Origin of the sequence: Pseudoalteromonas sp. SW0106-04 (assembly GCF_001293805.1) — a bacterium.
Taxonomy (GTDB): Bacteria; Pseudomonadota; Gammaproteobacteria; order Enterobacterales; family Alteromonadaceae; genus Pseudoalteromonas; species Pseudoalteromonas ruthenica.
Genome location: NZ_BCAI01000001.1, coordinates 214,797 through 229,069, shown reverse-complemented (window position 1 = coordinate 229,069; position 14,273 = coordinate 214,797). Strand labels below are relative to the sequence as shown.

The following is a 14,273-nucleotide window of genomic DNA, read 5'->3' as shown; positions in this document are numbered from 1 at the left end:
TAAATCAAAGCTGGCCAATTCATAATAATCAGGGAAATCAACATAGGGTGCTTGTCTAACAAGCATAATAATAGAGTCTGGCGACAGCCAAAAGTTCAAAAGAAATTATGCTTTTTCTTCATTTTGTAAGTTAAGCATCTCAAGCAGTTGATTATCATCAATTTTTTTATCTGCCAACAAACTCGTATTTAAGAACTCATCAACCAAGTGACGCTTTTTATCTGCCAAAGACATCACTTGCTGTTCCACGGAATCGGCAATAATTAACTTATACACAAAGACGGATCGATCTTGACCCATGCGATAAGCGCGGTCCGTTGCTTGATGCTCTACAGCAGGGTTCCACCAAGGGTCAAAATGGATCACTGTATCGGCGCGGGTTAAATTTAAGCCACTGCCGCCGGCTTTAAGGCTGACTAAAAACACGCGTTTATGCCCTTGTTGAAACTCGTCCACCTGGTGCTGGCGGTCACGAGTTTGACCGGTGAGCATCGCGTAATCAACCTCTAAGTCGGTCAACTGCTTGGCAATTAAACGCAGCATTGAGGTAAATTGACTAAAGATAATGACATGATGATCCTGAGCGAGCATATGTGGTAAATACGTGGCTAACCACTGTAGCTTCGCACTGCTGGCTTCGTGTGCGTCATCAACTAACTGCGGATGGCAACAAATTTGACGAAGTTTCAAAAGTGCATCAAGGAACTGTAACTTACTTTTCCCCACCCCCTGGTGCGCCACTAAATGGGCGAGTTTATCGTGTAAAGCGCGATGATAATTGTGATAAACCTGAGCTTGTGCGGGTAACATATCGAGCTGTTTTACCAGCTCAGTTTTGCTAGGTAGTTCGCAGAGTACATCTGCTTTCGCTCGGCGCAGCAAATAAGGTCTTATAGCCTCTTGCAGCGCTACTAGCCCATCAGTGGCTTCGAGAAAGTTACTTTTGAACTGAGCGTCGCTGCCTAACAGTCCGGGCAAAGCGAAGTCAAATACCGATTTGAGCTCTTGCAAATTGTTTTCAAAGGGTGTGCCGCTGAGTGCGATTCGTGTTTGGGCCTGTAACTGCTTGGCCTTGATGCTTAACTGTGACTGCGCGTTTTTTATCGCCTGCGCTTCGTCTAACACCACAGTGTTAAATTGCACACCGTGATAAAACGCAAAGTCACGTTTAAACAGCGTATACGTTGTGACAATAACATTCTTACAATTTAGCTGCTGTAATTGTGCAGTACGGTTGTGTCCGATAACCACATCGACATCCATATGTGGACAGAAGCGTTGAATTTCGTTGTACCAATTCGCGACTAAGCTCGTTGGGCACAAGACTAAGTGGGGCTTTTGGGTATTTTCTAAGGTGCTCAGGAAGGCGATAACCTGCAATGTTTTACCTAGCCCCATATCATCGGCTAATACCCCACCTAAACCTTGTGCAGCGAGCAATTGCAGCCAATTAACGCCTGAGTGTTGATACTCCCGCAAAGCAACACTGTGATGTAATTGCGGCTTTTTCAGGGACTTCAAGGTGGCCGGAGCGAGTAACTTTTGCAACTGACTATCCACTCGTAGCTCAAATGATTGTTCTTGTTGTAGTTGCTGATAAAGACTGCGAGGAAGCGTACAGTGCGGCTGATGTTTGCCACGAGCAAAGCGGGCAAGATACTGCCTTATACATTCAGCAGTGGCAGCACTAATAGTAAAGTAACGTTCCTCTACTGCAATAAAGTAATGCTGGGTGGTATAGGCTGGCACCGACTGCATTTGCGCTAAGGTCAATGGATAGTCCTTAGCGCGATGGTTAATAACAAACTGCACTTCTAAGCGATGGCCGTGCAACGCATTTACCTGGGCGATAATGCGCGCTGAGGTGGTGTTCTTCACATCAGCTTTGGGAAGGCCTGTCACCGTACCGCCTAGCGCCTGCACTTGGGTATTCAATTCAAACAGCCACTGCTGTTGATGTAAGCGCGAACGCGGAATAAATATATACTCATCTTGTAAAGGGGCTTTACATGGTTGCAATCCTAAATTTTGCAGTACGGTTACCGCTGGCGTTTTCTCCTTTGCCACTAGGCGGACTTTATAGGGCACCTGGGCAGTTAAAAATTGCAGATTAAAGTATGGAGTTAACTTTTTTTTTTGATTCACCAAAGTTCTCAGGTGAAGCGTTTTCATTAGCCGTTTAGCCAGCTCGTCCACTTCACTGGCTTCGGCCTGCGGAAAGCGTGCTAACGCCTGTATTTGCTCTGCACTAAGATGAGTTTGCAAAGCATGAACCTGGTGTTCCGCAGTATTAACGTAATAAGGTGGGGAGGTCGGTAATACCCGCTCGGCGTTGAAATTAGGATAATTTGCGCGCAGCTGAGCAATATCATTCTTAACCTGCCATTGATAACTAAGCGCAAAAGGCTTACCCAGTTGTAACGGCTGACGCTCCTTTTCAAAAAACAGCTGAGCGTTACTCAGTAGCTGCAAAAGTGCTCTTTCACCCCACTGGGAGTGAAGGGTTAACTTGCCAGGCTGGTTTTGTGAGCGGATCCAAGAAAACAGCCGAAAGTCTTGCTCACATACCCCTTTAGGTGTCACTTGGGCGTGGCTTTGTTGTTCGGTTAACGCTCGCCCTTGGGTGTATTCATTATCTTCATTTAGTGCCGCGATTTTAGCCGTCAAAGTTAATTGCTGATGATGAGGATGTAGTTCAAAGGCAATTCCGTGATTTTGCACATCAGACGCAGCGCCATCACTTTTTATCTCATTAAACCAGTCTTCGATACGGTATTGATGAGCATAATCACCTTGGCTTTGTAACTTCAACTGCAGTAACGCCGAGGCCACGTGCTTACAACGGACTTTAGCATCACAGCTGCAGTGCGCTTCAACATCAACGACTTGGGCTGTGACATTGAGACGAATCTGCTGATCGTAGGTGGTTCCATCGTCGTCCATCACTTGGGCATCGATTTGCGTGTAGTCATCGTTTGCCTTTACCCACAATACTTGCTCATCTCGCAACATTTGCTGAGCACGACTGTACACACCTTTGGTGAATAATCGTTTTAATGCCAATTCGGAAAGTGGAAATGAAAACTGCTGTTGCTCATTCACTTCAGCAAAAACAGCCAATAAATCCTCTTTGGTTAACGACGACGCCATGGACCTACTCTGGAACTCAAATATGCCAGTATATCGCCTTTAAAGGGAAGGAAAAAGTATGAACTAGTGAGGAACTTACAAAATAGGTACAAAGGTTTAAAAAAGTAAGCCCCGATTGGAGCTTACTTATACAGAATGATGTCTAATTAAAGCTCTCTAGCATTTTCGCCAACTGTGCAAAGCGTTTATCTGTTAGCACTTTATTATCGATTTTTATGGTTACATCACCACTTTTAGTATGCTTTTGTACACGCACAAAATCATTACCTAAATCAATATCTTGCGTACGTTTTCCAGCCTGCTCAACATCGCACAAATACTTAGTAACGGCTAATGCCGCCTTATCGTCACTGTCAAAATGCTGGTCGCTAAAATGGCTACTGCATTGTTTAACACGCTCATTAAAGCTTTCTGCGTCTTTATCTTTGGCTTGAATCAGTTTCTTAGCGACTTCGCGACCGACGTAGTTGGCAGTAGGGTAGAGCGCCAAAACATCGTGAGGAAGACACTCATACGCTTTTATGGCATCAGCGATAGCGGTGTGTGACACTCCCTCGAGGGCCGCTATTTCGCGATAAGAACCTTTTTTACCTTGCAGCTGTAACTCATCACGGGTGTATACATATGCTTGCCCCAACTCCCACAAACTTGGCGCAATATACTGATCTGAAGAAACCGCGAGTATTTTGGCGTCCTCATCGTTGAAATCTGCAGAGCTTAATACCAAATAGTCAGCTTTTGCGAGAATGCAGGCTTTACGGCGGCGAGAACCCGCCAGCACAAATAAACCGTCATCATGCTCCCAAGCCAAAGCCGGGTGCTGGTTGCGTCCATCTTCTGCAATTGCGGGTAAAATGTCAGCCACAGACTTCTCTGTCAGCAGGGCCTGAACTCGGCGGTTTTTACCATAAACTTTGGTACGCTGCTCTATTTCAGCGTGGGGGATCACCTCACACGTTAAGCGAATTGTACGCTGCGGATCGCTCGGTGCTGGCATGCTAATAACATCGCCAGCTTGCGCTTGTTCTAAAAGTTGATCAAGGCTGCTATTTTCTACCGCTGTTGCGAACGGATCTATTCGAGTATCATTTTTACGTTTTTTTGCCATGACAGTGCCTTACTTAGTCGCCTCTAACTGAGACTGAGTGGACGGCCAATTAGAGCGTATTAACATCTCTAATTCATCGACCACATCTTTAATGTTTTCCTGCGCTTTTACTAGCGATTCTCTACTTGCCAAGCTATCTGATGTTTTCTGATCAAATATGGTATTGAACGATGATGAACTAGCAGTAATGGCACTGCTGTGGTTAATGGGGTAGCTCATCACCTGACGACCAAAGGCCGAGCGGACATCCTTAACAATATCTCGCTGCGAATGGTTTCCCTTGACGTAATTGGTCACCAAAAACTGCATGAAGTCCCAGCCATCGTGACCGAGCGCCGCCACAGTGTGATAAATCTCACCTAAGCGCTTGAGATACTTATTATTTGCGTCAAAGTCTACAGCCTCAGGATGGACCGGTATAAGCATGGAGGTTGAGGCCATTAACGCATTGTAAAACATAAAGTTAAGTGATGGAGCGGTATCAATTAGGATGATATCAAACTGATCTTTTACCGGCTCAATAACCTTTTCAAGTAATTTATGGTAATGCCGCGTTTGGTCGTAGTTGGCACTTTCGCGCAAAATAGTGGCTATTTCATGCTCAAAATAGAAGTCGTCCATACCTGATGGCAGGACACGAATATTAGGGATGTGTGTTGGTAGAAACGCATCGCTGACGATTTGCTCCCAGGTTTCATTTTCTTCTAAATCGATACAATCACGCATAAGATCGCCAACGGTAATGGGATCTGGCTCACTAGGGGGAAAGAAGCTAGAAGAGGAGCCCTGAGGGTCAAGATCGATGATACCTATTCGATATCGTTTAATATTGGTGGTGGCCAATGCAGCAGCTATATTCACCATGCTTGTGGTTTTGCCACATCCTCCTTTTAAGGAGTTGATAACAATGACTTGCAGTTTATCGTCTTTATCACGGTGGTCGGCATCAATGCCCATGACTTCGGCCATGGCGTAGATGTTTGACAACGTATACGCATAGTGACCATTAGCACCTCGACGTATTTCAATATGATCAAAATCGCCCTGATCATGACGTCGCTTTAAGGTTCGGTTATTACAGCCTAACAAATCGGCGGCCGCTTTTTGGGTGTATGTTCGCAGCTCTTTTTCTTCTGACTTAAGGTGAGCGCGATAATGTTGTATTCGCCCTTCTAATGACTTTTCAGCTACATCGGCGGTGGCTTTCAATAACTGATATGTTTTTAGCGCACTTTGTTTGATTGTCATACTAGCTTCCCTAAATTTGAGGCTTTAGTATAATGTCCACTACTTTACCTGTAAACATATATTTTAGACGACATTCTATTTTTTGATTGAAATTAAATCAAAGAAATTTTTTATGAATAAATCCCTTAAGGTAATAAGTAGGGTAAATAGGTTTAAATATATAGGTAGTAATAGGTTAAGGTTGCAAAATAGATAGGTAACTTACTGTTATCTAATAATAAATTTAAAATTGTTAGATCGTAATTTTACCTGGTAAAGATCTGATTCTTACTAGCTGCGAGATCATGTTTTTACTGACTTAAATTTAACCTGTCTAGTTATGCACATAATATTAAGTAGGTTATCCACAAAAAGCGCCCGTGAGATCATTATTTTACTATCTCTAATACGGAGCTTATGCACAATGAACAGTGGTTCTAAGCCTTGTCAGTCCTAAAAGATCGGATCTTTACTTGCTACAGATCAGATCCATACTAAGCGAAAACTTAGTTATACACAGTGCGTTGATGAAGAAGCGATTTTTGCTGTTTTTTTGTACCATAAACGGCGGTCCAAGAGCGAAAACCTAAATTTAGTTAGTAAAAATTCGATCTAACAGCGCTGAGCTAGTAAAATTGTGATCTGAAACAGAGAAAGTATGCCTACAGAAAAAGGCTGTTAGTAAAAAACTGATCTCAGGAAACTAACTTCAAGTTGGATCAGTTTTTTACTAACATAGACGATTAACTTTTGCAGCATTATGTGTTGATATTGCTGATAGCACCGAATAAACGGAAAATAACAATGAGCCGGAAGGTCAATATCTCGGTTGAAAACTTGCCTGATTCATTAAGAGGCCAAATTAATGGCGTCGAGAGCGCAACCGATAATGAAAATTTAGCCCTTTTTACGGACAACAAAGATGTTCGCATTTCTATTGAAAGTTCTGCGGCTCACGGATTAAGAGCATATTCTAATACATTTAACCATTACGACTTGTGGGGACGCTTTGTTCGTTCAGGCCATAAGAAGCTTCCTCTAGAAGAAGCTCCCAAGAAAACCATTATTACCCGGAGAATATCTGAAAAACTAGACGGCATCCTTTATGAAGGGGAAATAAAAATTACCCCTGCTGTTGTTAGTACCCGACAAGATGGTGAAGAAGTAGAATGTTTAGTATGGCCTTCTGACAGAGAAGAAAAAGTTGAACGCGCATTAATAAGATTGGCGTCGAAAGGTAAAATAGTAAAGATTAACTTCAAGTCTGGCATTCAATATGCGGTGATCTTTTCCATGAATGAATTGGCTCAAGAGTTAAAAGCTGTTGGTCAGTCAATGCCATATCCACAAATCAAAGAATCACTTGAAGCGTTACAAGGCTCGAAGTTGTCTTTTAAATATTCGGCAACCGACACACGCAACTCTCATATTGATGATTCTTTTTACGAGTCCAATATGAATTTTCTTTCTTCGCTGCATTTCAGCGGTAAGAAAGGGCAGGGCGGTAATGTTAAGTGCGTGGCATGTTTGAATGCATTCGTGCATAACATGATTGATAACTTGGAGTATAAGGGTTACTACTTTAACCGAGCTCAAGAATTAAAGCGCGGTCTGTCTCGATGGATGATGTTGCGTTTGTATCACTTGTGGCGTTACGCTGCGCCAGGAAAAACTTATCACTTTCGCTTAATCTCAATCATGGAGAAGTACGGCTCGATTTATGCCGACGATGAAATTACCGACAATAAACTCAAAGCCCTGCGCAGAGATATGACGACAACTATGAAAGATCTCATTGATAAGGGGGCAATATCAGATTACAGCATTTCCAATGTTAAAGATGACAACACCGGCAAGATAATTGACTACGTGTATGAAATGCATCCTTCAGATGAGTTCTGTGAAGAAATACTGACTCTGAATAAACAACATAAGCGCATTGAAATCCAGGGTGGAAAACGAATTGTTGAAAATGCCGAAGTTATTGACGAAGAACGCTTAGAGGAAATTGTCGAAAAGTAAATTTAGGCGCCAACCAACATCCCCTCAAAAAATAAGGGTGAGTAAGTGTTTACTCACCCTTTGCCAAGTAAAGACGCTCAACTAGGTACTCATACTCTCGTTTTCTAGGATCCTCTTTTAGTGTGTATGAAGTTAATTCGCCTAGCTTCAAATCCGGGTTGTCATCAAAAACAATAAACGGTAGCGCACCGCTAACATGATATCGACGTGCGTCGCTGAATCTTACATTTACCTCAGGTGTCACTCGAATAGGCCGACGAATACGTAACTTTTCGTTATGACTGAGACTGGCCACTTTTGCTTTCTCCTGTTCCACCAAACGTTGCCACTGAGTTTGGTCTATCATCCTCGGGTTTGAGTAAGCACTGCTACGCTCTAACATAGTAAGTGCTAACTTACGCGATAGAGACTTGGTCGAGTGCTTTTTCATCCAAGTAAAGCGCACGGAGGAAGGGGAGTTGCCTTCATAATGTATACGTCGATAAAACGACAACGTTTGTAGCCCTGGCACTGCGCTATGAACCGCATCAAAGCGGGCGTCGTTGTTATCGTAAGTAAGCACTAACTTTTTAAATTCCATTTTTAGCTCATTTATCTTGTCTATGTATGGAACCAGCTCAGACGCACTCTGTTTAGCTAAAACAATTAACCCTGGATGGCGGCGCGCCATTTTACTACTTAAACCTTGTTGTTTATAAAAGTCAGTGTAGGAATTGCAGATGCGTAACAATGCTTGTTGGCCATCATGAGCGGTTACTGGAATAGAGCTCAACGCTTGACGTTCGTCATCCGTAGTCGGTGCGGGTAATTCAAAATATCGACTATGGTGTATGGGCTGCTTTTTAACCGTTTCGGTAAGCGCTTGTAAATAATCACCTGTTAAATCGAATATTGCTCTAAGCTGTGTTTTTACTGAACTCATAAGTCAAAACTATAACGAACACATCATACTATGGAGGATACCTGATAAATCACTTAAAGCATACGTTCTTTGACAAATTCGTTATGACAGTAGACACAGGTGTCACGGTGTAAATAATAGAACGCTAAGTATGATGTGTTCATTATTTGAATTACTTTAACCATTGTGGCTAAATAAAATGAATGAACCGCATCCAAAGGAGTAACTAATGAAAATCATGTTTGTATGCTTAGGAAATATATGCCGATCGCCAACCGCCCACGGTATTGCTATTAAATTAATTCGAGATTCACAGCTAAATCAGGTAACCGTAACCAGCTCGGGGACCGCAAGCTACCATGTGGGTTCACCCCCTGACAAAAGGGCAACTGAATATGCCTTATCCAAGGGCGTAGACCTAAGCGTTCTTAGGGCACAACAGCTGCAAAAGGCAGACTTTTATGAGCAAGACCTTTTACTGGTGATGGATCAAAGTAATTATGAAAACGCCCTTGCTCTAAGACCAGCTGATGCAACAGCTAAGGTTGAAAAGTTGCTGTGGTATTACCCGAACTGTCCTTTTGAGGATGTTCCAGATCCATATTATGGTGAAGATGAGGGATTTGCTCAGGTTTTCCATCTATGTGAGGTCGCAATCACCCATTTGCTAGAAGATATTTCAAAAACCCGTTGATGATGAGGTAAACTAATAAGCACATTATGTATGATGTGTTCATTATGCCATTTTTCTAATTCTTGTAATTTATTTAACGAACAGCGCCTTTACCCCTTGCGTCAGCGCCCGCCATTCGGTACTTTCGAGGGGAGGTAACAATAGGAATGAGGAAAGATAAAAAGTGAAACCTTGGAGTCCCAATAGTTGGAGAGATTTACCAATCGTCCAACAACCCACATACCCAGATGAAGCCCAACTGGGAAAAGTTGAGAGCGAATTAAATAATGCTCCGCCATTAGTGTTTGCTGAAGAAACGAGAAGTTTGTTCAAGCAGCTAGAAGATGTATGCGAAGGCCGTGCGTTTTTGTTACAAGGCGGAGACTGCGCCGAATCATTTAACGATTTTAACGCAGCCAATATACGCGATACATTTAAAACCTTGCTGCAAATGGCAGTGGTGCTAACCTATGGTGGCAAGTGTCCGGTCGTCAAAATTGCTCGTATGGCGGGGCAGTTCGCTAAACCGCGCTCAGCAGACATCGAAACTAAAGACGGTACATCGCTGCCTTCATACCGTGGCGACATTATCAATAGCTACGAGTTCACCGAGCAAGCTCGAGTACCAGATCCACAGCGGTTAATGAAGGCATACCACCACAGCGCCGCGACCTTGAACTTATTACGTGCTTTCGCTCAAGGTGGTCTAGCTGATTTACACCAGGTAAACCGCTGGAACATGAGCTTTGTCGCTGCTAACCCGTTGAAGGATAAATACCAACAGCTGGCTGACAGAATCCAGGATGCGTTAGAGTTTATGGAAGTCTGTGGTATCAACTCCACCAATGCTCCATCACTCACAGAAACAGCTTTGTACACGTCTCATGAAGCACTGCTATTAGGCTATGAGCAAGCGCTGACACGCCGTGACCACCTCAGTGGTGACTGGTATGATTGCTCGGCGCATTTCGTATGGATTGGCGAGCGCACACGCCAGTTAGATCATGCCCACATTGAATTTTTCCGTGGCATTAAAAACCCGATTGGCGTGAAGGTCGGCCCAGGCATGGACCCAGACGAGCTCATTCGCTTGATTGACGCCGTAAACCCGGAAAATATTCCTGGTAGGTTAACGCTTATCACACGCATGGGCGCTGACGTGCTTCCAGAAAAATTGCCCGCTTTGGTGCGTAAAGTTCAGCAAGAAGGACGCAAGGTTATCTGGAGTTCAGACCCGATGCATGGCAACACGGAAAAGGCCAGCTCCGGTTATAAAACTCGAAGCTTTGACAATATTCTGCGCGAGATCAGTCAGTTTTTTGCTGTTCACAAAGCAGAAGGGTCTTATGCCGGCGGTGTTCATTTGGAAATGACCGGCCAGCACGTGACCGAGTGCACAGGTGGTGCATATGGGTTGTCTGATGCAGATCTAGCGCAGCGTTATCGCACCCAATGCGACCCTCGCCTTAATGCCGACCAGGTCCTCGAGCTTGGCTTCTTAGTGGCAGACTTATTAAAGGATGCCCGTAAGTAAAATGAAAAGCGCCAACGTGGCGCTTTTTTAATATTTACGACGTTGTAGGCCAGATTCTGCCATTATCTTTGCAGAGATTTCCTCCACTGAATGATGAGTAGAATTGAAGTGAGGAATTTTAAAACGCTTATAGAGCATTTCTACTTCGCGGATTTCAATCCGACATTGTCGCAGTGATGCGTAACGAGAGTTCGCCATACGCTCATTACGTATAGCCGCTAGGCGTTGCGGCTCAATGGTTAATCCAAACAGCTTATCCTTATACGGCTGCAAACATCGCGGCAGCTCCCCAGATTCTAAGTCATCTGGAGTGAAAGGGTAATTCGCTGCCTTAATGCCGTACTGCAACGCTAAATAGAGGCTTGTTGGTGTCTTACCACTGCGGCTTACGCCCACAAGCACCACATCAGCCTGGTCATAATCTTTTATGTTCGCACCGTCATCATTTGCCAATGCATAATTAACTGCGGCAATACGATAGTCATAAGATTGCTCGTGAATACTGTGCGTGCGATGCACTTTGGGCACGGGCTCAACATTGAGCTCCCTCTGAATTTGCGCGCTGAACGTGGAAATAAAGTCATAGCAAATGGCATTACTCGATTGAATAATTTCACTGAGTTCTGGGTTAACAAACGTCAAAAACACTATAGGTTTTTCATGGCTGAAACTGGCGGCTTGCTCGAGCTGAGATTTTACTTCCCGCGCTTTTTCGACGGTTTCAACAAACGGAATGGTGATGTGTTTAAATTCTACAGGAAATAGCGATAACGTGGCATGGCCGAACGTTTCAGCGGTTATAGCAGTGCCATCGGATATATAAAACGCGCTACGCATGAGAGTCCTTTTTTATTAGTATCTTGGTATAAACCGCCGGTACACGGTTTACGCATCAGTGGTTGCCAGTGTAGAATGTTAGCGCCTCATTTAAAAGGTCGCGTTTGCGGCCAAACTTACAATTTGTTTTTTGGAGAAAGTTCCGTGCAAGAATACGTTCTCTGGTATCAAGAGCTTGGTATGCAAGATGTGCCAAGGGTTGGAGGCAAAAACGCCTCACTTGGTGAGATGATTTCCAACCTGGCGAACGCGGGCGTGCAAGTGCCTGGCGGTTTCGCAACAACCGCATCAGCATTTAACGAGTTTCTTGAGCAATCTGGATTGAATGCTCGCATCCACGACGCACTAGACAAACTAGACGTTGAAGATGTAAATGAATTAGCCAAAGTTGGCGCCGAAATCCGTCAGTGGATTATCGACACCCCTTTCCAAGCCTCCTTGGACCAAGCTATCCGTGACGCTTACGCGCAATTACACGGTGACCCAGCTCAAGACGTATCATTCGCAGTTCGCTCGTCAGCCACTGCAGAAGACATGCCCGACGCCTCCTTCGCGGGCCAGCAAGAAACTTTCCTTAACGTGCGCGGCATCGATTCAGTAATGACCGCTATCAAACACGTATTCGCTTCTTTATTTAACGACCGTGCTATTTCATACCGCGTGCACCAAGGCTACGACCACAAAGGCGTAGCGTTATCGGCCGGTATTCAACGTATGGTGCGCTCTGATAAAGCAGCGTCCGGAGTTATGTTCAGCATTGATACCGAATCAGGCTTTGAAGATGTGGTATTCGTGACTTCAAGTTATGGCTTGGGCGAAATGGTTGTACAAGGCGCGGTAAATCCAGATGAGTTTTATGTTCATAAGCCAACCTTAGCCAATGGTAAGCCTGCGGTCGTGCGCCGTAATATCGGCTCAAAAGCTATCCAGATGGTGTACTCAAGCGATGAAAGCCATGGCAAGCAAGTAGAAATCGTTGATATCGACCCGGCATTATCCAACACCTTCTCAATAACTGATGATGAAGTGATGGAACTTGCCAAGCAGGCTATCATCATCGAGAAGCATTACGGTCGTCCTATGGATATTGAATGGGCGAAAGACGGCAACGACGGTAAGCTATACATCGTTCAAGCTCGTCCAGAAACTGTGCGCTCAAATGAAGATGCCAATGTCATGGAGCGCTTCCAATTGAAAGGCCAAGCGCCGGTGATCGCTGAAGGACGTGCAATTGGCCATAAAATTGGCGCCGGGGTAGTACGTGTTCTCAATTCAATTGATGAAATGGACAAAGTGCAGCAAGGCGATATTCTTGTCACCGATATGACAGACCCTGATTGGGAACCTATCATGAAGCGGGCTGCGGCTATCGTTACCAACCGAGGTGGGCGTACTTGTCACGCAGCCATCATAGCGCGTGAACTTGGTATCCCGGCAGTAGTAGGCTGTGGTAACGCCACAGATCTTATTACGGCAAACCAAGAAGTAACGGTATCATGTGCTGAAGGCGATACAGGTTATATCTATCAAGGTCAACTTGAGTATGATGTACTCACATCTCGGGTAGACGAGATGCCTGAATTGCCAATGAAGATAATGATGAATGTGGGTAATCCAGACCGTGCGTTTGATTTTGCCCGTTTACCTCACGCTGGCGTCGGTCTCGCACGCTTAGAGTTTATTATTAACCGCATGATCGGTGTTCACCCTAAAGCGCTGTTGAATTTTGATGCTCAGTCTAGCGAATTGCAGGCTGAAATTAACGATATCATTGCTGGTTATGAATCTCCTCGCGAGTTTTACATCGCTAAACTAGTAGAGGGTATCGCTACCCTGGGTTGTGCTTTTGCACCACAACGCGTCATCGTTCGTATGTCTGACTTTAAGTCTAACGAATATGCGAACCTAGTTGGCGGCCAGCAATACGAGCCAGACGAAGAAAACCCAATGATTGGTTTCCGTGGTGCTTCACGTTACGTGAGTGAAGATTTCCGCGACTGCTTCGCTCTTGAGTGTGAAGCAATCAAGCGTGTTCGTAACGACATGGGTTTAACCAATGTTGAGATCATGATTCCTTTTGTTCGCACAGTGGACGAGGGCAAACGTGTTATCGAATTACTGGAGGAGCACGGCTTAAAACGCGGTGATAACGGCCTCAAAGTAATTATGATGTGTGAATTACCTTCAAATGCTCTGCTAGCTGAAGAATTCTTAGAGCACTTTGATGGTTTTTCAATTGGTTCTAATGACCTAACCCAACTCAGCCTCGGCCTTGATAGAGATTCAGGTTTAATCGCGCACTTGTTCGATGAACGTGACCCAGCTGTTAAAAAGCTACTTTCTATGGCGATAAAAACAGCCAAAGCAAAAGGCAAATATGTGGGTATTTGTGGTCAAGGCCCTTCAGATCATGAAGACTTTGCCGCATGGCTAGTGCAAGAGGGTATCGACTCTGTATCGTTAAACCCGGATACGGTGCTAGAAACCTGGCTATACCTTGCAGAAAAGCTTAAAGGCTAATCTGACAAGATAAAGGGCGAGTTTCTCGCCCTTTATTGTTATCGCTTCGCTAGTTTTCTATCTAATAGCTGACACCCTTTGCTCAGGGTGCTTTGGCAATAACGTAAATATTTTCGAGCCCCTGGGTAATGTACCGCAAGTAGCGTTAAGCCTATCAAGAAGAAAATGACTGACGGCCCTGGTACCACAGCAAACACTATCCCCAGTACAAAACAGAGCGTGGCAGCTAAGTTCATTATCACCTTTTTCATCTGTTTTTCCTAAATATATAGTATTGATCTTACCTTAGCAGGAAAGCGTA

The 14,273-nt window shown here is 44.4% G+C and carries 10 protein-coding genes; 4 read left to right on the top strand and 6 right to left on the bottom strand.

Annotated features, from left to right (window positions below; genetic code table 11):
• Window positions 1–105: 105 nt before the first annotated feature.
• The 3 genes from W04_RS01055 to W04_RS01045 all read right to left on the bottom strand — a co-directional run bounded on the left by W04_RS01055 (window position 106) and on the right by W04_RS01045 (window position 5,506).
• Window positions 106–3,150 (bottom strand): DEAD/DEAH box helicase, encoded by a 3,045-nt coding sequence (locus W04_RS01055; RefSeq protein WP_053909449.1) that lies wholly within the window; start codon window positions 3,148–3,150, stop codon window positions 106–108.
• Window positions 3,151–3,292: 142 nt separating this feature from the next.
• A complete protein-coding gene (locus W04_RS01050; protein ID WP_053909448.1) occupies window positions 3,293–4,258 on the bottom strand; it encodes a transcriptional regulator in 966 nt (321 codons plus the stop codon).
• A gap of 9 nt (window positions 4,259–4,267) precedes the next feature.
• The gene (locus W04_RS01045) at window positions 4,268–5,506 is read right to left on the bottom strand and encodes an AAA family ATPase (RefSeq protein WP_022946896.1); all 1,239 of its coding nucleotides are present in this window, start codon (window positions 5,504–5,506) and stop codon (window positions 4,268–4,270) included.
• Window positions 5,507–6,289: 783 nt separating this feature from the next.
• Between W04_RS01045 and W04_RS01040 the strand changes: the two genes are divergently transcribed.
• Window positions 6,290–7,507, top strand: a complete 1,218-nt coding sequence (locus W04_RS01040; protein WP_022946895.1) for a replication protein A — start codon at window positions 6,290–6,292, stop codon at window positions 7,505–7,507.
• Between the two features lie 49 nt (window positions 7,508–7,556).
• Here W04_RS01040 and W04_RS01035 read toward each other — a convergent pair whose 3' ends face one another.
• Window positions 7,557–8,429 (bottom strand): DNA replication terminus site-binding protein, encoded by an 873-nt coding sequence (locus tag W04_RS01035; protein ID WP_053909447.1) that lies wholly within the window; start codon window positions 8,427–8,429, stop codon window positions 7,557–7,559.
• A gap of 208 nt (window positions 8,430–8,637) precedes the next feature.
• Between W04_RS01035 and W04_RS01030 the strand changes: the two genes are divergently transcribed.
• Window positions 8,638–9,102, top strand: coding sequence for a low molecular weight protein-tyrosine-phosphatase (locus W04_RS01030; protein ID WP_053909446.1), 465 nt, complete (start codon window positions 8,638–8,640; stop codon window positions 9,100–9,102).
• Window positions 9,103–9,265: 163 nt separating this feature from the next.
• Window positions 9,266–10,615 carry a class II 3-deoxy-7-phosphoheptulonate synthase gene (locus W04_RS01025; RefSeq protein WP_053909445.1) on the top strand — a complete coding sequence of 450 codons (1,350 nt, stop codon included), beginning with the start codon at window positions 9,266–9,268 and terminating at the stop codon, window positions 10,613–10,615.
• A gap of 27 nt (window positions 10,616–10,642) precedes the next feature.
• Here the strand turns inward: W04_RS01025 and W04_RS01020 are convergent, their stop codons facing one another.
• Window positions 10,643–11,452: a pyruvate, water dikinase regulatory protein gene (locus W04_RS01020; RefSeq protein WP_022946891.1), complete on the bottom strand. Its 810-nt coding sequence runs from the start codon at window positions 11,450–11,452 to the stop codon at window positions 10,643–10,645.
• A gap of 144 nt (window positions 11,453–11,596) precedes the next feature.
• Here W04_RS01020 and ppsA point away from each other — a divergent pair, with 144 nt between their 5' ends.
• The gene (ppsA, locus tag W04_RS01015) at window positions 11,597–13,972 is read left to right on the top strand and encodes a phosphoenolpyruvate synthase (RefSeq protein ID WP_053909692.1); all 2,376 of its coding nucleotides are present in this window, start codon (window positions 11,597–11,599) and stop codon (window positions 13,970–13,972) included.
• 38 nt (window positions 13,973–14,010) lie between these two features.
• On the opposite strand, the gene W04_RS01010 is transcribed toward ppsA, so the two are convergent.
• Window positions 14,011–14,223, bottom strand: coding sequence for a PGPGW domain-containing protein (locus tag W04_RS01010; RefSeq protein WP_053909444.1), 213 nt, complete (start codon window positions 14,221–14,223; stop codon window positions 14,011–14,013).
• Window positions 14,224–14,273 lie beyond the last annotated feature (50 nt).

Excerpts from the sequence above, each read along its gene's own strand:
- W04_RS01055 (WP_053909449.1), bottom strand. The coding sequence starts at position 3,150 with ATGGCGTCGTCGTTAACCAAAGAGGATTTATTGGCTGTTTTTGCTGAA.
- W04_RS01040 (WP_022946895.1), top strand. The coding sequence starts at position 6,290 with ATGAGCCGGAAGGTCAATATCTCGGTTGAAAACTTGCCTGATTCATTA.
- W04_RS01045 (WP_022946896.1), bottom strand. The coding sequence starts at position 5,506 with ATGACAATCAAACAAAGTGCGCTAAAAACATATCAGTTATTGAAAGCC.
- W04_RS01010 (WP_053909444.1), bottom strand. The coding sequence starts at position 14,223 with ATGAAAAAGGTGATAATGAACTTAGCTGCCACGCTCTGTTTTGTACTG.
- W04_RS01020 (WP_022946891.1), bottom strand. The coding sequence starts at position 11,452 with ATGCGTAGCGCGTTTTATATATCCGATGGCACTGCTATAACCGCTGAA.
- W04_RS01050 (WP_053909448.1), bottom strand. The coding sequence starts at position 4,258 with ATGGCAAAAAAACGTAAAAATGATACTCGAATAGATCCGTTCGCAACA.
- W04_RS01030 (WP_053909446.1), top strand. The coding sequence starts at position 8,638 with ATGAAAATCATGTTTGTATGCTTAGGAAATATATGCCGATCGCCAACC.
- W04_RS01035 (WP_053909447.1), bottom strand. The coding sequence starts at position 8,429 with ATGAGTTCAGTAAAAACACAGCTTAGAGCAATATTCGATTTAACAGGT.